The sequence below is a fragment of the Rhodanobacter thiooxydans genome (assembly GCF_030291135.1).
In the GTDB taxonomy this organism is placed as follows: domain Bacteria; phylum Pseudomonadota; class Gammaproteobacteria; order Xanthomonadales; family Rhodanobacteraceae; genus Rhodanobacter; species Rhodanobacter thiooxydans_A.
This window is the reverse complement of sequence record NZ_CP127409.1, coordinates 675972-692396: the sequence shown is the minus strand read 5'-3', so window position 1 is coordinate 692396 and position 16425 is coordinate 675972. Positions and strand designations below refer to the sequence as shown.

Genomic DNA, 16425 nt, shown 5'->3' with positions numbered 1-16425 from the left:
TGGGCGAACGTCCTTCTGCCCGCGGCTGCGCCTCCTGCGCCGCCTGAAAAACCGTCATCAGAAATTCCGGGTAAGCCAGCCGCGCAACTTGCCGACCAGGCCGCCGACGCTGCCGCCGGCCGAGCCGCCCATGCGCGTGCCGCCCGCGCGCGATCCATGTAGCAGCAGGCCCACGCCGGTGGCGTGCAGCGGACTGGAAACGACTTCGCCGAGGCCGTCGATCTGCTGTGGCACGCCGATGCGCACCATCTTGTGGAAGATTTCCTCGGCCAGCTCCAGCGCGCCTTCCATCTTCGAGGCGCCGCCGGTGAGCACCACGCCGGCGGCGACCAGGCTCTCGTAACCGGAGCGGCGCAGCTGGTCCTGCACCATCTCGAAGATTTCCTCGTAGCGCGCCTGCACACTCTGCGCCAGCGACTGCCGCGCCAGCCGGCGCGGCGGGCGATCGCCCACGCTGGGCACCTGGATGGTTTCCTCGGCGTGCGCCAGTCCGGTCTGCGCGCAGGCGTACTTGATCTTGATTTCCTCCGCGTGCGCGGTCGGCGTGTGGACGCCGTACGCAATATCGCTGGTGACCTGGTCGCCGCCGACCGGCAGCGAGGCGGTGTAGCGGATCGAGCCCTGGGTGTAGATCGCGATGTCGGTGGTGCCGGCACCGATGTCGACCAGGCACACGCCCAGCTCTCGCTCGTCATCGGTCAGCACCGCCTTCGCGCTGGCCACCGCCGACGGCACCAGTTCGTCCACGGTGAGGCCGCAGCGCTGGATGCACTTGGTGACGTTCTGCACCGCCGCCGCCGCGCCGGTGACCAGGTGCACGTTCGCCTCCAGCCGCACGCCGCTCATGCCGATCGGCGCGCGGATGCCGTCCTGGCCGTCGATGCGGTATTCCTGCGATTCCTTGTAGAGCACCTTGCGGTCGGCCGGGATCGCCACCGCGCTGGCCGCTTCCAGCACCTGTTCCAGGTCGCCGGCGGTCACCTCACGGTCGCGGATCGCCGCGTTGCCGTGCGAGTTGCGGGTTTCCAGGTGGCTGCCGGAAATCGAGGCGTAGACCGAGCGGATGTCGCAGCCGGCCATCAGTTCGGCTTCCTCCACCGCGCGCTGGATCGAATGCACGGTCGACTCGATATCCACCACCGAACCGCGCTTCATGCCGCGCGAGACGTGGGTGCCGATGCCGATCACGGTGATCGGTTCGCCCGGCTCGTACTCGCCGACGATCGCCACCACTTTCGAGGTGCCGATGTCGAGCCCCACTACTAATTGCTTGTCATTGCGCGGCTTCATGAGCGGGGCGAACCTCCAGCGTTGGCGGCGGCCGTCTGCGGCCAGCGCACGGCGAATCCATTGGTGTAACGAAGGTCGGCGTAGGCGAAACCGTCGGCATGGCCGGCGATCAGCTGCGGATAGACGTCAAGGAAGCGGCGCAGCCGGCGCCCGGCCTGCTCGCGATCGCCGATGACGATTTGCGCGCCATTCGCGGTATTGACGCTCCAGCTGCCGCGCTCGGTCAGCGCCACACCGGTGACCTGCAGGTGGGTGCCGGCGAACGCCTTGCTGGTTTCCGCGTAGAAGCTGACCACCTCGGCCAGCCGCGCGTCCGGCCCGCGCAGATCCGGCAGCGCACCGATGCCAGCCATGCCGGGCGCCTCGAACACCAGCCCCTGCCGGCTGATCAGCTGCTTGTCGTTCCAGCGGGCAAACGGCTGGCGCTCGTAGATGCGCAACTGCAAGGTGTCCGGCCAGCGCTTGCGCGCCTCCACCGATTCCACCCACGGCAGCGCAGCCACCGCTTTCTGCACCGCGTCCAGATCCAGCGCAAAGAAGCCCTTGCCCAGCCGCGGCCGCACCGCGGCGCGGATGTCGTCCGCGCTGACGTGCTTGAACTCGGCCTGCACCGTGAGCTGGGTCACCGGCCAGCGCCCGGCCGCGAACCAGCCGCGCAGCACGCCGACGATCGGCAGCACGACCAGTGCGATGGCGAGGCACCAGGCGACGAGGCGGATGGCTCCCTTCACAGGCCCTCCCGGAAACTGGTTTCCAGCACGCGCCAGCACAGTTCCTGATAGTCGATGCCGGCCGCCTTGGCCGCCTTCGGCACCAGCGAGTGCGAGGTCATGCCCGGCGCGGTGTTCACCTCCAGCAGCCAGTTGCGCCCCTGCCGGTCGCGCATCACGTCGACGCGGCCCCAACCCTGGCAACCCAGCGCATCGAACGCGGCCAGCGCCAGCGCGCGCAGCTCCGTCTCGGCATCGCCTTCCAGGCCGGGGCACAGGTACAGCGTGTCTTCGGCGATGTACTTCGCGTTGTAGTCGTAGAACGCGCCCTTCGGCACGATGTGGATGCTGGGCAGCACCTGGCGACCAAGGATGGCGACGGTCAGTTCGTCGCCCTCGATCAGGGTTTCCATCAGCAGGTCGCCCGGATACTTCGCCGCCAGCTCGACCGCCTGGTCCAGCTGCGACTCCTCGAACACGCGGGTGACGCCCACGCTGGAACCCTCGCAGGCCGGCTTCACGATCAGCGGGAAGCCGATCTGTTTCGCCGCCGCGTGCACATCCGCGCCACGCGGCAGCGCCACGAACTTCGGCGTCGGCAGGCCCAGCGACTGCCACACGCGCTTCGAACGCGTCTTGTCCATCGACAGCGCCGAGCCCAGCACGCCCGAACCGGTGTACGGCACCTTCAGCGCCTCCAGCGCGCCTTGCAGCACGCCGTCCTCGCCACCGCCGTGCTGGCCGTGCAGGATGTTGAACACGCGCGCGAAGCCACCGGTGCGCAGCGCGTCGAGCAGGGCCGGGATGCCGTCGACCGCATGCGCGTCCACGCCGCGCGCCTTGAGCGCCTCCAGCACGTTGCGGCCGGAGTCCAGCGAGACCTCGCGCTCGGCCGAACTGCCGCCCATCGCCACGGCGACGCGGCCGAAGCGGGCGGGGTCGCTGATCTTGTTCACGGCCACCTTCATGCTCACTTGTTCGTCCTCAGGTTGCCGAGCTGGGCCAGCTCGACCGCCGCCGCGCCGATGTCGCCGGCACCGAGCAGCAGCAGCAGATCGCCGTCGCGCAACAGCGCCGGCAGGGTGTCCTTCAGCTCGCGCGGATGCTCGACCAGCACCGGGTCGACCTTGCCGCGGGCGCGCACCGCCCGCGCCAGCGCGCGGCCGTCGGCGCCGGCGATCGGCGCCTCGCCGGCCGGGTAGACGTCGGTCAGCACCAGCACGTCGACCTCGGCCAGCACATTGGCGAAGTCGTCCAGCAGGTCGCGCGTGCGGCTGTAGCGGTGCGGCTGGAAACCGACCACCAGACGGCGTTCCGGCCAGCCGCCGCGCGCGGCGGCGAACACTGCGGCCAGCTCGCGCGGGTGATGACCGTAGTCATCGACCAGCAGCACGCTGCCCTGGTCCAGCGCGATCTCGCCGCGCCGGTGGAAGCGCCGGCCAACGCCCTGGAAGTTCTCCAGCGCACGCGCCAGCGCATCGGCCTCGACGCCCAGCTGCCAGCCGATCGCGGCGGCAGCCAGCGCGTTCAGCACGTTGTGCCGGCCCGGCAGGTTGAGCTTCACCGGCAGCGCTTCGTCGCGACCCGGCAGCAGCAGCTCGAAATGCATTTCGAAGCCGTGCTGGCTCACGTTCTGCGCGCGCACGTCGGCGTCGGCGGCGTCGATGCCGTAGGTCATCACGCGGCGCGTGGTGGACTTCGCCAGCACGGCCACTTCGGGGTCGTCCACGCACAGCACGGCCAGGCCGTAGAACGGCAGCCGGTGCAGGAAATCGGCGAACGCCTTCTTCACTTCGGCGAAATCGCCGTGGTAGTTCTCCAAGTGGTCGGCGTCGATGTTGGTAACCGCCGCGATCACCGGCGACAACAGCAGGAACGAGCCGTCGGATTCGTCAGCCTCGGCCACCAGGTACTGCCCGGTGCCGAGCCGCGCGTTGGCGCCGGCCGCGTTGAGCTGGCCGCCGATCACGAAGGTCGGGTCGTAGCCGGCCTCGGCCAGCACGCTGGCGGTGAGGCTGGTGGTGGTGGTCTTGCCATGCGTACCGGCGATCGCCACGCCGCGGCGGAAACGCATCAGCTCGCCCAGCATCTCCGCGCGCGGGATCACCGGGATGCGCGCTTCGCGGGCGGCGACGAGCTCCGGGTTGTCCTGCTTGATCGCGCTGGAGGTCACCACCACGTCGGCGGTGCCGATGTTTTCCACCGCGTGGCCCACGTGCACGTCGATGCCCAGCTGGCGCAACCGCTGCGCGGTCGGCGAGTTGGCGCGGTCGGAACCGGACACCGCGTAGCCAAGGTTGTGCAGCACCTCGGCGATGCCGCTCATGCCGACGCCGCCGATGCCGATGAAGTGCACCCGACGGAACGTGCTCATCGGGTCTTCGTGCGCATGCAATCGGCGCGGCGTCATGCGGCGACCTCCAGGCAAGCGCGCGCGATGACCTGCGCCGCGTCGGGTTTGGCCAGCGTGCGCGCGGCTTCGGCCATCGCCAGCAGGCGGTGGCGATCGCCCAGCAGCGATTCCAGCCGCTGCGCCAGAGTCTGTACGTCCAGCTCGTTCTCCTGCATCAGTTCGGCGGCACCGGCCGCCATCAGTACTTCGGCATTGCGTGTCTGGTGGTCGTCCACCGCGTGCGGGAACGGCACCAGCACGGCGCCCAACCCGGCCGCAGCCAGCTCGGCCAGGGTCAGCGCGCCGGCGCGGCACACGGCCAGGTCGGCCCAGCCATAGGTGCCGGCCATGTCGTCGATGAACGCGACCACCTGCGCTTCGACGCCAGCCTTCGCATACGCCGCACGCGCCTCGTCGAAACCGCGACTGCCACACTGGTGCAGCACTTCGGGGCGCTGCGCCGGAGTCAGCTGCGCCAGCGCCTGCGGCAGCGCCAGGTTCAGCGCGCGGGCGCCGAGGCTGCCGCCCAGCACCAGCAGGCGCGGCTTGCCGTCGCGCCCGGCCATGCGCTCGGCCGGCGGCGGCAGCGCGGCGATCGCCTCGCGCACCGGGTTGCCGACCCACTCGGCCCGCGGCAAGGCATCGGCGAAGCCGGCCAGCACGCGCTTCGCCAGCCCGGCCAGCTTGCGGTTGGTGAAGCCGGCCACGCGGTTCTGCTCGTGCACCAGCAGCGGCCGGCGCAGCAGCCACGCGGCAAGGCCACCGGGACCGGCCACGTAGCCGCCCATCGACAACACGCTGCGCGGCTGCACCTGGCGCAGCACCGCCAGCGAGGCCAACAGCGCGCGCAACAGCATCAGCGGCGCCAGCAGCCGGGTCCGGATGCCCTTGCCGCGCAGTCCGGCCACGGCCACCGTATGCAGCTCGATCCGCTGCGCCGGCACCACCTTCGTCTCCATCCCGCCGACCGCGCCCAGCCACACCACCGGCACGCCCTGCGCGCGCAGGCACTCGGCCACCGCGAGGCCAGGGAAGATGTGGCCGCCGGTGCCGCCGGCCATGATCAGCACGGGTGCCTGCGCGGTCATGCCGCCACCGCCTCTCGCGGCTTCGCCGCGACGTTCGCGTCAGCCGCAGCCACCGCCGCCGGCATCCGCGTGGTCATCTGCCGTGCGTCCAGCGCGCGGTTGATCTCCCAGGTGGCACGCAGCAGCACGCCGGCCATGGCGCAGGTCAGCACCATCGACGAGCCGCCGTAGCTGATCAGCGGCAGGGTCAAGCCCTTGGTCGGCAGCGCGCCCAGGTTCACGCCAACCGACACGAACGCCTGCATCGCCAGCATCAGCGAGACGCCGAACGCGACGTAGCCGGCAAAGCGCTGGCCCACCTCGACACCCTTCAGGCCCAGGTAAAGGCCGCGCCCCACCGCCAGGCCGAACAGGCCGATCACCAGCAGCACACCGGCCAGGCCCAGCTCCTCGCCGATCACCGCAAAGATGAAGTCGGTATGCGCCTCCGGCAGGTAGGACAGCTTCAGCACGCTGGAGCCCAGCCCCACCCCGGTCCATTCGCCGCGGCCGATCGCCATCAGCGACTGGGTCAGCTGGAAGCCGTCGTTGAACGGATCCTTCCACGGGTCCATGAACGAGGTCAGCCGCTTCATGCGGTAGCTCTCGCCGGTCGCCGCCACGTACAGCAGCGGCATCAGCGGCAGGCCCATCAGGAACAGGAAGATCGGCCGCGCGCCGCCCAGCCAGACCATGGCGATGGTCACCGCGATCACCAGCGTGGCCGAGCCGAAGTCCGGCTGCGCCAGCAGCAGCAGCACGATCATGCCGGCGACCAGCACCGGCTTGAACAGGCCCAGGAATTTCGTCTCCACATTTTCGCGGTGGCGCACCAGGTAGCTGGCGACGTAGACCACCAGAATGAGTTTTACCGCCTCGACCGGCTGGAAGGTGGTGACCAGCAGGTTCAGCCAGCGTCGCGCGCCGTTGATGCGCATGCCGAAATGCGGCACGAACACCGCCAGCAGCATCAGGAACGCCAGCGCCAGCAGCGGGAACGCGAACTTCTCCAGCAGCTTCAGCTCGGTGCGCATCGCCAGGCCGGCGGCGACCATGCCCAGGCCGAGGAACAGCAGGTGCTTCTTCAGGAAATAGAACGCGCCGATGTGCTGGCTGTCCGCCACCGCGATCGAGCTCGACGTCACCATCACCACGCCCACGCTGGCCAGCCCGATCAGCGCGACCAGCAGCCACGTGTCGAAGCTGCCGCGCGGTCCGCTGCGGCGTTTGGCCTGGGTAGTGGCGTCGAAGATCGGCATCAGCGCACCTTCAGCGTGGCAAGACCGATCAGCACCAGCACCACGCTGATGATCCAGAAACGCACGATCACGCGGGGCTCCGGCCAGCCCTTCAATTCGAAGTGGTGGTGGATCGGCGCCATGCGGAACACGCGCTTGCCGGTGAGCTTGAAGCTCGCCACCTGGATCATCACCGACGCGGTTTCCATCACGAACACGCCGCCCATCACCAGCAGCACGATCTCCTGGCGCACGATCACCGCCACGCAGCCGAGCGCTGCACCCATCGCCAACGCGCCGACGTCACCCATGAACACCTGCGCCGGATAGGTGTTGAACCACAGGAAGCCCAGCCCCGCACCGGACAGCGCGCCGGTGAAGATCGCCAGCTCGCCCGCGCCCGGGATGGATGGAATGCCGAGGTACTCGGAGAACAGCTTGTTGCCAGCCAGATAGGCGAACACGCCGAGCGCACCGGAGACCAGCACGGTCGGCATGATCGCGAGGCCATCCAGGCCGTCAGTGAGGTTCACCGCGTTGGAGAAGCCCACGATCATGAAGTAAGTGATCACCACGAAGAACAGCCCCAGCGGCAGCACCACGTGCTTGAACAGCGGCACGTACAGCGCGGTCTCCGCCACCGGCAGGCCGGTGGCTGCCGCATGCGGCGCGCTGTAGTACAGGAACAGCGCCGCGCCGAGGCCGAACACCGACTGCCAGAAATACTTCCAGCGGCTGGCCAACCCGCGACTGTCCTTCAGCACCAGCTTGCGGTAGTCGTCGTAGAAGCCGATCGCGCCGAAGCTCAGCAGCACCGCCAGCACCACCCACACGTAGCGGTTGTGCAGGTCGGCCCACAGCAGGGTGGCGACGGTGACCGAGAGCAGGATCATCACGCCGCCCATGGTCGGCGTGCCGGCCTTGACCAGGTGCGTCTGCGGACCGTCACTGCGCACCACCTGACCCGCCTTCAGCGCCGCCAGCCGGTTGATCAGCCATGGACCGCACAACAGCGACAGCGACAGCGCGGTGAGCGCGGCCATGATCGTGCGGAAGGTGATGTACTGGAACAGGTGCAGGGCGGTGAAATGCCGTGCCATCCAGTCGGCCAGTTCAAGCAGCATCGGATGCGTCCCCCTTGTTCTTGCCGGCATGACCGCCGAGCGCCACCACCACCTGCTCCATGCCGGCCGAGCGCGAGCCCTTCACCAGGCAGGTGACGCCCGCGTGCAATTGCGCCTGCAGCACGACGACCAGCGCCGCCTTGTCCTCGAAATGCTCGCCACCCGCGCCGAACGCCTCGACCGTGGCCGCGCCGAGCGGGCCGACGGCGAACAGCCGCTCGATGCCACGCGCTCGCGCGCGCTCGCCGATGCCGGCATGCAGCGCGCGCGCCTCCGCACCCAGCTCGGCCATGTCGCCCAGCACCAGCCAGCGTTCGCCGCCGGCCAGCAACAAGGTGTCGATCGCCGCCGCCATCGAGCTGGGGTTCGCGTTGTAGCTGTCGTCGATCACGGTCCAGCCGCCGGCCACCACTTCGCGGCGCAGCCGGCCGGCCACGCCGGGTACCTGCTCCAGCCCGGCCACGATGGTGTCCAGCGGGACCTCCAGCGCCAGCGCCACCGCGGTCGCCGCCAGCGCGTTGGCGATGTTGTGGCGACCGGGCAGCGGCAGTGCCACCTCGGCATCGCCCTGCGGCGTGCTCAGCACGAAGCGCGAGCCGTCCACGCGCTGCTCGATGATGTCGGCGCCGACGTCGGCCGGCTGGTCAAGGCCGAAGCGCAGCACCTTGCGCGCGCCAGCCAGGCCGGTGAAGAAGCTGGCAAACGCGTCGTCGGCATTGATGATGGCGATGCCGTCGGCCGGCAAGGCCTGGTACAGCGCGCCCTTGGTTTCGGCCACGCCTTCGATGCTGCCCATGCGCGCAAGATGCGCCGGCGCGATGAGCGTGATGAGGCCGATATCGGGCCGTGCGATGGCAGCCAGATAGGCGATGTCACCCAGCTTGCCGGCACCCATCTCGAACACCGCGTATTCGGTGTCCGGCGGCATCGCCAGCAGGCTCAGTGGCAGGCCCAGTTCATTGTTGAAGTTGCCCGCGCTGACGTGGGTGCGGCCGTGCCGCGACAGGATCGAGGCGACCAGCGTCTTCACCGTGGTCTTGCCGTTGGAGCCGGTGATGCCGACTACCCGCACGTTGCGCTGGGCGCGCACCGCGCTGGCCAGGTCGCCGAGGGCCAGTTCCGCGTTGTTCACCAGCACCTGCGGCAGCGCGCTGTCGACCTTGCGCGTGACCAGCGCGGCGACCGCGCCGCGCGCGGCAGCCTCGGCCAGGTAGTCGTGGCCGTCCACCCGCTCGCCCCGGATCGCCACGAACAGGTCACCGGGCTGCAGCTTGCGCGTGTCGATGGCGACGCCGGTGATCTCGACGTCGTCACCGAGCAGGCGGCCATGGGTCCACACCGCGATGGCGCTCAGCGACATCATGGGCGCGGCTCCTGGCTGATCCGTTCCAGCACGGCATGCGCCACCGCCAGATCGTCGAACGGGCGCTTGCCGGCGGCGCCGTCCTGATAGGTTTCGTGGCCCTTGCCGGCGATCAGTACGGCGTCGCCGGCGTGCGCCAGCTGCAGCGCGTCGGCGATCGCCAGCGCGCGGTCGCGCTCCACCGTCATCGCGCGCGCCGCGGCCATGCCGGCGACGATCTGCGCCACGATCGCATCGCCGTCTTCGCCGCGCGGGTTGTCGTCGGTGACGATCGCCACGTCGGCCAGCCGCGCTGCAATCGCGCCCATCAGCGGGCGCTTGCCGGCGTCGCGCTCGCCACCGCAGCCGAACACGCAGATCAGCTTGCCGGCGCAATGTGCGCGCACCGCGGTCAGCGCCTGCTCCAGCGCATCCGGCGTGTGTGCGTAGTCGACCACCACCAGCGGCTGGCCGTGCAGGCCGCCGAGCCGACTCATGCGCCCGTTCACCGGTTGCAGCTGCGCGACCACCTCAACGATGCGCGCGAACGGTTCGCCCAGCGCACCGAGGCAGGCCACCACGGCCAGCAGGTTGGCCACGTTGAAGCGGCCGATCAGATGGCTGCGGACCGCCCGCGTGCCCCACGGCGTGCGCAGCAGGAACGCCAGCCCTTCGGCCGAGCTGACGATCGCGCTGGCGACGATTTCCGCCTCGCCGTCGCCGGCCATGCTGAAGCGCAGTCGCTGCACGCCGGCAGGCAGCTGCGTCGCCAGCTCGCGGCCGAACGCGTCGTCGATGTTGATCGCCGCGCCGCGCAGGCCCGGCCAGGCGAACAGTTTCGCTTTCGCCGCACCGTAGGCTTCCATGCTGCCGTGGTAGTCCAGGTGATCGCGGGTGAGGTTGGTGAACGCGGCCACCTCATAATCCACCGCGGCCACGCGGCCCTGTTCCAGCGCATGCGAGGAGACTTCCATCGCCACATGGCTGACCTGCGCGTCACGAAACTCCGCCAGCAACTCCTGCACCGTCACCGCGTCGGGGGTGGTGCGCTCGCCTTCGTGCAGATCACCATGCACGCCGGCGCCGAGCGTGCCGATCGAGGCCGCGCGATGGCCGAGCAGGGTCAATGCCTGCGCCAACAGCTGCACGCACGAGGTCTTGCCGTTGGTGCCGGTGACGCCGACCATCCGCATCGACTCGCTGGGGCGGTTGTAAAAGCGCGCGGCGATTTCGCTGACCTGGTCATGCAGGCCGTCGATCCACAGCACGGGAACCTCACCCACTGCCTGCGGCAGTCGACCCCTTCCGCCTTCGGCACCTTCCCCTGCAAGCTGGGGAAGGGATTCACCTGTCGCCGGCGCCTCGGCCAGCACCACCCGCGCACCGCGCTGCACGGCACCGACGGCGAAGGTGATGCCGTGGGCCTGGCTGCCGCGCAAAGCGAAGAACGCGTCGCCGCGCTGCACCCGGCGCGAATCGAGGGTCAGGCCGGTCACCACGATGCGACCCGTCTCCGGCGCGGCGGCGATCGGCGCATCGGCGATACCCAGCAGCAACTGGTCGAGGTGGCCGGTGCTCATGGCGTGCCCTCGTCGATCGGGGCATCGTCGATCGGCGCCTCGACCGGCGGCTTGCTGCCGACCAGCCCGTCGACATTCTGCAGCGGCCCGCCCACATACCAGCGGCCGATGTTGTCCGGCGGCACGTCGAGCAGGCGCAGCGCGCCCTCCATCACCTTGGCGAACACCGGCGCGGAGACCATGCCGCCGTAGTAGCTGCCCTTCTGCGGGTCGTCGATCACCACCACGGCGGCCAGGCGCGGGTTCGACGCCGGCACGATGCCGGCGAACGCCGCGGTGTAGTTGTTCTTGGCGTAGCTGCCGGCGCTGGCCTTGTGCGCGGTGCCGGTCTTGCCGGCCACGCTGTAGTTGGCGATGCGTGCTTGCGGCGCGGTGCTGCCCGGCCCGGTCACCGTCTCCATCATGCGGACCAGCTGGGTCGCCACTTCCGGCGAGATGATCTGCTTGGCGGCAACGTCGCCACCCTTGATGAAACTGGGACTGTGCATCACGCCGCCGTCGGCAATGGTGGCGTAGGCGTTGGCCAGCTGCAGCACGGTGACGTTGAGGCCGTAGCCGTAGCCGAGAATGGCCTTTTCCAGCGGCCGCCAGTCGCGCCCGATGCGCAGGTAGCCGGAGGCCTCGCCGGGAAAGCCACTCTCGGTGCTATTGCCGAAACCGAACGCGCGGTAGGTGTCGTACATCAGCGAGGTGTCGAGCTGCATGGCGATGCGCGCCGCGCCGACGTTGCTCGACTTGGTGATCACGCCGGTCGGCGTCAGCACCCCGTAATTGTGCGTGTCGTGGATGTCATGACCCTGGAAATACCAGTGCCCGCCGGTGGTGTCGATGAGCGGACTGGTCGGCGTGTACTTGCCGCTGGACAGCGCCGCTGCCATCAGGATCGGCTTGATCGTGGAACCCGGCTCGAGCACGTCAGTCATCGCCCGGTTGCGACGCTGGCCCGGCTTGCTGCCGCTGAGCGCATTCGGGTTGTAGGTCGGCAGGTTGACCATCGCCAGCACTTCGCCGGTCTTGACGTCGAGCACCACCATCGAGCCGGAGTCGGCCTGGAATTTCTCCAGCGCGTTCTTAAGCTCGCTGTAGGCGAGGAACTGGATGCGCCGGTCGATGCTGAGCGTGAGGTTCTGCCCCGGCTTCGGCGCGCGCACCTGCTCAAGGTCCTCGACCACGTGGCCCATGCGGTCGCGGATCACGCGCTTGGCGCCCGGCTTGCCGGCCAACCAGTCGTCGTAGGCCAGTTCCAGGCCTTCCTGGCCGCGGTCGTCGATATTGGTGAAGCCGAGCACGTGCGCGGTCACTTCGCCGGACGGGTAGTAGCGCTTGAACTCGCGCTGGCCGTTGATGCCGGGAATGCCCAGATCCAGCACGGCCTGCGCCGCGGCCGGCGCCATCTGCCGGCGCAGGTAGACGAACTCGCGGTCGGAACGCTGCGCCAGCTGCGCCTTCAGCCCGTCCGCATCCACGCCCAGCGCCTGCGCCAGCGCGGGGATGCGCTCGTCGCTGTCGAGCACTTCGGACGGGTTCGCCCAGATCGACATCATCGGGGTCGACACCGCCAGCGGCTCGCCGTTGCGGTCGAAGATGGTGCCGCGCGACACCGGGATCGGCATCTCGCGCAGGAAGCGCGCATCGCCCTGGCGCTGGTAGAACTGCTTGCGCACCACCTGCAGGTCGAACGCGCGCGCCACCAGCCCGATCGAGACCAGGCTCAGCAGACCGACCACCACCACCATGCGCCGACGCGCACTGGGGCCGGCGCTGCGGCGCCGGCCGGACTGGGGAGGGGCAGTGCCGTGGTTGCGCCAGCTCATCGCAGCAACCGGATGTCTTGCGGGCGCGGATCGACCATGCCCAGCTTCTGCCGGGCCTCGTCGTCGATACGCCGCGGTTCGGCGTAGGTGGCCTGCTCCAGTTCGAGCTTGCCGTATTCGATGTTCAGCTCGTCGCGCTGGTTCTGCAGCGCGGTCAGGCTGACGAACAGCACGCGGCTCTCGTGGCGCGTCCACACCACACCGAGCGCGCTGGCCAGCACCGCGACCAGCAGGGCCAACAGGCACAGGGCGCCGATCGCCCTCACGACAACTTCTCCGCCACGCGCAGCACGGCCGAGCGCGCGCGCGGGTTCACCGCCAGCTCGGCGTCGGACGGGAATTGCGCCTTGCCGACCGCCGCCAGCCGCGCCGGGGCGGCCTGCACCGGCGGTCCGCGGCGGCTGTTCTGCACGCGGCCGGAGTGGTCGCGGATGAACAGCTTCACCGCGCGGTCCTCCAGCGAGTGGAAGCTGATCACCGCCAGCCTCCCGCCGGGCTTGAGCCGCTCCAGCGCCGCGTCCAGGCCTTGCTGCAACGCATCCAGCTCGCCGTTCACGCGGATGCGCAGCGCCTGGAAGCTGCGCGTGGCCGGATGCTTGCCCGGCTCGCGCCGACCGACCACGCGCTCGATCAGCGCGGCGAGCTGGCCGGTACGGGTGAACGGGGTGGCGTCGCGGTCGGCCACGATGGCGCGGGCGATGCGCCGGCTGTGGCGCTCCTCGCCGTAGTGCCACAGCACGTCGGCAATCTCGCGCTCGCTGGCCTGGGCCAGGAAATCCGCCGCGCTCTCGCCCTGGCTGGTGTCCATGCGCATGTCCAGCGGCGCGTCGGCCATGAAGCTGAAGCCACGCGCCGCCTCGTCCAGCTGCGGCGAGGACACGCCCAGGTCGAGCAGCACGCCATCGAGGCCGGCGGCGGTTTCGGCCCACTCGGCCAGGCTGGAGAAATTTGCATGGCGGATCGCCACGCGCGGGTCACCGGCGAATTCGGTCCGGGCCGCGGCGATCGCGGTGGGGTCGCGATCCATCAGCAGCAGGCGGCCGTCGGAACCCAGGCGCGACAGCACCGCGCGGGCGTGACCGCCGCGACCGAAGGTTCCATCGAGATAGCGCCCGCCAGCCTGCACGGCGAGTCCCTCCACTGCTTCACCCAGCATCACCGGGATGTGCCGCAAAACTTGCTCGGCCATGCCGCACTCCCGCTCCCGTCCCACGTGTGTCGCCGCGCCCGCTTACAGGCGCAGTTCGGCCATGTCGCTTGTGATGTCGTCTTCGCCGATGCTCTGGCGGATCTTGGCCAGGTGGGCCTGTTCGCTCCACAGCTCGAACTTGTTGCCCATGCCCAGCAGCACCGCCTTTTTCTCGATGCCGGTGGTGGCGCGCTGGCTGGTCGGCAGCAGTACGCGGGCCGCGCCATCGGGCTCGACCACGGCCGCGGCACCGACCAGCTTCATCTGCATGTCGCGATGGGCCGCCTTGACCTTGGGCAGCGCGTTCACCTGGTCGCGCACCTTTTCCCACTCTGCGTGCGGAAACAGCCACAGGCAGCCCGCCTCGAACGGGTTGTAAGTGATCACCAGACGATTGGCGCACTCGCCCGCCACCTGCTCCCGATACGCTGTCGGGATGGTCAGGCGACCCTTGTCGTCGATGGTGATGGCGGTTTCGCCCTGGAACACGATTGCTGGACTCCACTAAAACCCACGATTTCACACTGGAGCCCACGATAATCTCGCCCCATGAGACTGTCAAGGGAATTTCGCTTGTGAATCAAGGAGTAAAGGCAGAATGCTGACCATATGTGCAGCATATTCTCAGGAACACCGGCAAGGTGTTTGAAAGCAGGGAATTTTTTATAAATCCCACTGCGCCGATTCAAGTCCGGACCGGGCAAAATCCGGCCGGATCGGGCGGTGCCGACACTCCGGGATGAATCGCCGTTCACACAAGCGCCTTCATCACCACCGCGACGCGAGGATCGCGGTGGTGATGAAGGCGGGAACGAGGTGGAGTCGGCCTGTAAGCCGGGTTCTGTACGTCTTGCGACGCGACAGTCATTCCTCTCGGCCAGGCGTCGCCGCCTGGCTCCAGCAACCTACCCGGGAACAACGCGGGCCGCGTTATCGTTCCCCTATTTGGTCTTGCTCCGAGTGGGGTTTACCGTGCCGTACGGCGTTGGCCCCGTACGCGGTGCGCTCTTACCGCACCCTTTCACCCTTACCTGTGCCCTTGCGGGCCATCGGCGGTCTGCTCTCTGTTGCACTGGCCGTCAGCTCACGCTGCCCAGGAGTTACCTGGCACTCTGCCCTGCGGAGCCCGGACTTTCCTCGATGCACTTGCGTGCGACGCGACTGTCCGGCCGACTCCGGGGTCTAGTCTAAAGCTTCTTCTCCCATCTGAGGGAGAGACTCGCAGTCGATCCGGCAGACTTGTTGCTCTTAAGAAACAAACCTGCCAAGCCTTAGCCACCGGGGAACTCCTGCGCCCCGTCTCGATCAGCGAGACGGGTGACCAATAGCATGCCGCCCACGCAGCAAACTCTAGGCACGAACTCATGCAAGCCTTGATGTTGAGCCATCCTTACGGCACCACATTAACCGTGCCGGCATTCATGCCCGCAACACAAGCTAGGAACTATTCCGGGAAACAGGATGGCGGACCACAGGTCTTTTGGTCACCCGTTCCTTACGACACACCTTTACCGACCGACACCCCGCTGGCTGTGGTGTTCTGGGATCCCGCACATGCCGAGGATGTGAATCACGTCTGTAACCGGGTACCTGTAAAGACACTCATCATTGTCGTGGCACCCCATGGACAGGCGGCCCTGCTAAGAAGCACGAATCTCCCTGTCACCGTGCTGACCTGGAACGCTGATGTACGCGTGCTGCTCCAACGGTTGTTTGCAGCACTGCTTGTACCGGGGCTCCATGAAGGAGCAATAGGCATGGATGTGGCCGACCTTCTTTATGCCTTGGAACAGGGTGGCACAGGCCATCTGCTGGAAGTGCGCGGGCATACTTTTACGCAAGTGGCCCAATCGTTGCTGAGGCAAGTGCGCCGCCGCCTTAAGCATCGCGCATTCGCAGGTCTCGTATTACACATCGCAGCCCCTGTCGGCTCGGTTCGCTTCCCACCGATGATGGATGGATTGCTCAGGCGACTTCATCGACTTACGTCTGAAGGGAATGTCATTGTGGCTCTAACAGTATCTGTCTGTTCTACCATCTCCATGCACGCCCTTATGCTCATACCGGATGAAATCAATGAAATCCCTACATGACAAGCAACTGCCTCGCCCACGAATCCCCGGGCCTCATTATTGCGAAGGCCATGCACCCTTCAATCGGACAGCATTTGTGTTCAGCGTCCCCGGTGCCGAGGAGGAGAAAGAAAAAATGCCTGTGGCCGGAAAAACGGGAGACAACTTGAAGCAGGCCCTGGGGTATCTTCAAAAAGCGCGACCGGATCTCTTCAGCTCCATGGACCCCCATGCATACCGCATCACGAACGCCTTTTCTGAGCCACGCCACATGAAGGACCATGGCCGTTCCGAGGCCAAGTGGAGCGAAATCAACACGCCGGCTAATCTCGAGCGGCTTTGGCAAGAACTCGAAGACTGTACGCTGGTGGTACTCTGTGGTGCCAAGGCACAGTCGATAGGCAAACACCTTCTCGACCGTTTCCCAGTATGGCATCCGGTGACTGCACCTCACATCGGGTTTCGGGGATTAAACACGATCAAAGATGTGGCGATACGTACGTTACCCAAGCCGGAGGACAGAACCGCAGCGCGACTTGCTGTCTGGAGCCAACGGGTGCTCGAACAGTTACCGCGCCCTTGAAAAACAACAAGGAAGGAATGAGAA

Annotated in this window: 15 protein-coding genes and 1 other RNA gene; 2 read left to right on the top strand and 14 right to left on the bottom strand. The window is 67.9% G+C overall.

Annotation, left to right across the window (positions count from 1 at the left end):
• Positions 1-57: 57 nt before the first annotated feature.
• From ftsA to rnpB, 14 genes are all read right to left on the bottom strand, one after another.
• Positions 58-1290: a cell division protein FtsA gene (gene ftsA / locus QQA13_RS02985; RefSeq protein WP_108471911.1), complete on the bottom strand. Its 1233-nt coding sequence runs from the start codon at positions 1288-1290 to the stop codon at positions 58-60.
• Positions 1287-2021 (bottom strand): cell division protein FtsQ/DivIB, encoded by a 735-nt coding sequence (locus QQA13_RS02980; protein WP_108471912.1) that lies wholly within the window; start codon positions 2019-2021, stop codon positions 1287-1289. Before QQA13_RS02980 ends, ftsA begins: the two co-directional genes overlap by 4 nt.
• Positions 2018-2908 carry a D-alanine--D-alanine ligase gene (locus QQA13_RS02975; protein ID WP_428998026.1) on the bottom strand — a complete coding sequence of 297 codons (891 nt, stop codon included), beginning with the start codon at positions 2906-2908 and terminating at the stop codon, positions 2018-2020. The genes QQA13_RS02980 and QQA13_RS02975 overlap by 4 nt, the downstream gene beginning before the upstream one ends.
• Before the next feature lie 62 nt (positions 2909-2970).
• Positions 2971-4410, bottom strand: a complete 1440-nt coding sequence (gene murC, locus QQA13_RS02970; protein WP_108471914.1) for a UDP-N-acetylmuramate--L-alanine ligase — start codon at positions 4408-4410, stop codon at positions 2971-2973.
• A complete protein-coding gene (gene murG / locus QQA13_RS02965; protein WP_108471915.1) occupies positions 4407-5480 on the bottom strand; it encodes an undecaprenyldiphospho-muramoylpentapeptide beta-N-acetylglucosaminyltransferase in 1074 nt (357 codons plus the stop codon). Before murG ends, murC begins: the two co-directional genes overlap by 4 nt.
• Positions 5477-6718 (bottom strand): putative lipid II flippase FtsW, encoded by a 1242-nt coding sequence (gene ftsW, locus QQA13_RS02960; RefSeq protein ID WP_108471916.1) that lies wholly within the window; start codon positions 6716-6718, stop codon positions 5477-5479. The genes murG and ftsW overlap by 4 nt, the downstream gene beginning before the upstream one ends.
• Positions 6718-7821 (bottom strand): phospho-N-acetylmuramoyl-pentapeptide-transferase, encoded by a 1104-nt coding sequence (gene mraY / locus QQA13_RS02955; RefSeq protein ID WP_108471917.1) that lies wholly within the window; start codon positions 7819-7821, stop codon positions 6718-6720. The genes ftsW and mraY overlap by 1 nt, the downstream gene beginning before the upstream one ends.
• Entirely contained in the window at positions 7811-9184 is a 1374-nt protein-coding gene (locus QQA13_RS02950) for a UDP-N-acetylmuramoyl-tripeptide--D-alanyl-D-alanine ligase (RefSeq protein WP_108471918.1), read from the bottom strand. Before QQA13_RS02950 ends, mraY begins: the two co-directional genes overlap by 11 nt.
• Entirely contained in the window at positions 9181-10743 is a 1563-nt protein-coding gene (locus tag QQA13_RS02945; RefSeq protein ID WP_108471919.1) for a UDP-N-acetylmuramoyl-L-alanyl-D-glutamate--2,6-diaminopimelate ligase, read from the bottom strand. Before QQA13_RS02945 ends, QQA13_RS02950 begins: the two co-directional genes overlap by 4 nt.
• A complete protein-coding gene (locus QQA13_RS02940; RefSeq protein WP_108471920.1) occupies positions 10740-12557 on the bottom strand; it encodes a peptidoglycan D,D-transpeptidase FtsI family protein in 1818 nt (605 codons plus the stop codon). Before QQA13_RS02940 ends, QQA13_RS02945 begins: the two co-directional genes overlap by 4 nt.
• Complete coding sequence (ftsL, locus tag QQA13_RS02935; protein ID WP_199909842.1) at positions 12554-12814, bottom strand: cell division protein FtsL; 261 nt, start codon at positions 12812-12814, stop codon at positions 12554-12556. Before ftsL ends, QQA13_RS02940 begins: the two co-directional genes overlap by 4 nt.
• Before the next feature lie 5 nt (positions 12815-12819).
• Positions 12820-13746, bottom strand: coding sequence for a 16S rRNA (cytosine(1402)-N(4))-methyltransferase RsmH (gene rsmH, locus QQA13_RS02930; protein ID WP_108472007.1), 927 nt, complete (start codon positions 13744-13746; stop codon positions 12820-12822).
• Between the two features lie 42 nt (positions 13747-13788).
• Positions 13789-14235, bottom strand: a complete 447-nt coding sequence (gene mraZ, locus QQA13_RS02925; protein ID WP_108471922.1) for a division/cell wall cluster transcriptional repressor MraZ — start codon at positions 14233-14235, stop codon at positions 13789-13791.
• A 325-nt stretch (positions 14236-14560) separates the two neighbouring features.
• An RNA gene (rnpB, locus tag QQA13_RS02920) (RNase P RNA component class A) lies at positions 14561-14923 on the bottom strand.
• Between the two features lie 187 nt (positions 14924-15110).
• Here rnpB and QQA13_RS02915 point away from each other — a divergent pair.
• Both QQA13_RS02915 and QQA13_RS02910 read left to right on the top strand, forming a co-directional pair.
• A complete protein-coding gene (locus QQA13_RS02915) occupies positions 15111-15839 on the top strand; it encodes a hypothetical protein (protein WP_159082194.1) in 729 nt (242 codons plus the stop codon).
• The gene (locus QQA13_RS02910) at positions 15823-16401 is read left to right on the top strand and encodes a hypothetical protein (protein ID WP_159082195.1); all 579 of its coding nucleotides are present in this window, start codon (positions 15823-15825) and stop codon (positions 16399-16401) included. The genes QQA13_RS02915 and QQA13_RS02910 overlap by 17 nt, the downstream gene beginning before the upstream one ends.
• Positions 16402-16425 lie beyond the last annotated feature (24 nt).

What these genes read in the sequence shown, in the direction of transcription:
- rsmH (WP_108472007.1), bottom strand. Translation starts at nt 13,746, where the DNA reads ATGGCCGAGCAAGTTTTGCGGCACATCCCGGTGATGCTGGGTGAAGCA.
- QQA13_RS02940 (WP_108471920.1), bottom strand. Translation starts at nt 12,557, where the DNA reads ATGAGCTGGCGCAACCACGGCACTGCCCCTCCCCAGTCCGGCCGGCGC.
- mraY (WP_108471917.1), bottom strand. Translation starts at nt 7,821, where the DNA reads ATGCTGCTTGAACTGGCCGACTGGATGGCACGGCATTTCACCGCCCTG.
- QQA13_RS02910 (WP_159082195.1), top strand. Translation starts at nt 15,823, where the DNA reads ATGAAATCCCTACATGACAAGCAACTGCCTCGCCCACGAATCCCCGGG.
- ftsA (WP_108471911.1), bottom strand. Translation starts at nt 1,290, where the DNA reads ATGAAGCCGCGCAATGACAAGCAATTAGTAGTGGGGCTCGACATCGGC.
- QQA13_RS02915 (WP_159082194.1), top strand. Translation starts at nt 15,111, where the DNA reads ATGCAAGCCTTGATGTTGAGCCATCCTTACGGCACCACATTAACCGTG.
- QQA13_RS02950 (WP_108471918.1), bottom strand. Translation starts at nt 9,184, where the DNA reads ATGATGTCGCTGAGCGCCATCGCGGTGTGGACCCATGGCCGCCTGCTC.
- murG (WP_108471915.1), bottom strand. Translation starts at nt 5,480, where the DNA reads ATGACCGCGCAGGCACCCGTGCTGATCATGGCCGGCGGCACCGGCGGC.
- QQA13_RS02945 (WP_108471919.1), bottom strand. Translation starts at nt 10,743, where the DNA reads ATGAGCACCGGCCACCTCGACCAGTTGCTGCTGGGTATCGCCGATGCG.
- murC (WP_108471914.1), bottom strand. Translation starts at nt 4,410, where the DNA reads ATGACGCCGCGCCGATTGCATGCGCACGAAGACCCGATGAGCACGTTC.
- QQA13_RS02975 (WP_428998026.1), bottom strand. Translation starts at nt 2,908, where the DNA reads ATGGGCGGCAGTTCGGCCGAGCGCGAGGTCTCGCTGGACTCCGGCCGC.
- ftsW (WP_108471916.1), bottom strand. Translation starts at nt 6,718, where the DNA reads ATGCCGATCTTCGACGCCACTACCCAGGCCAAACGCCGCAGCGGACCG.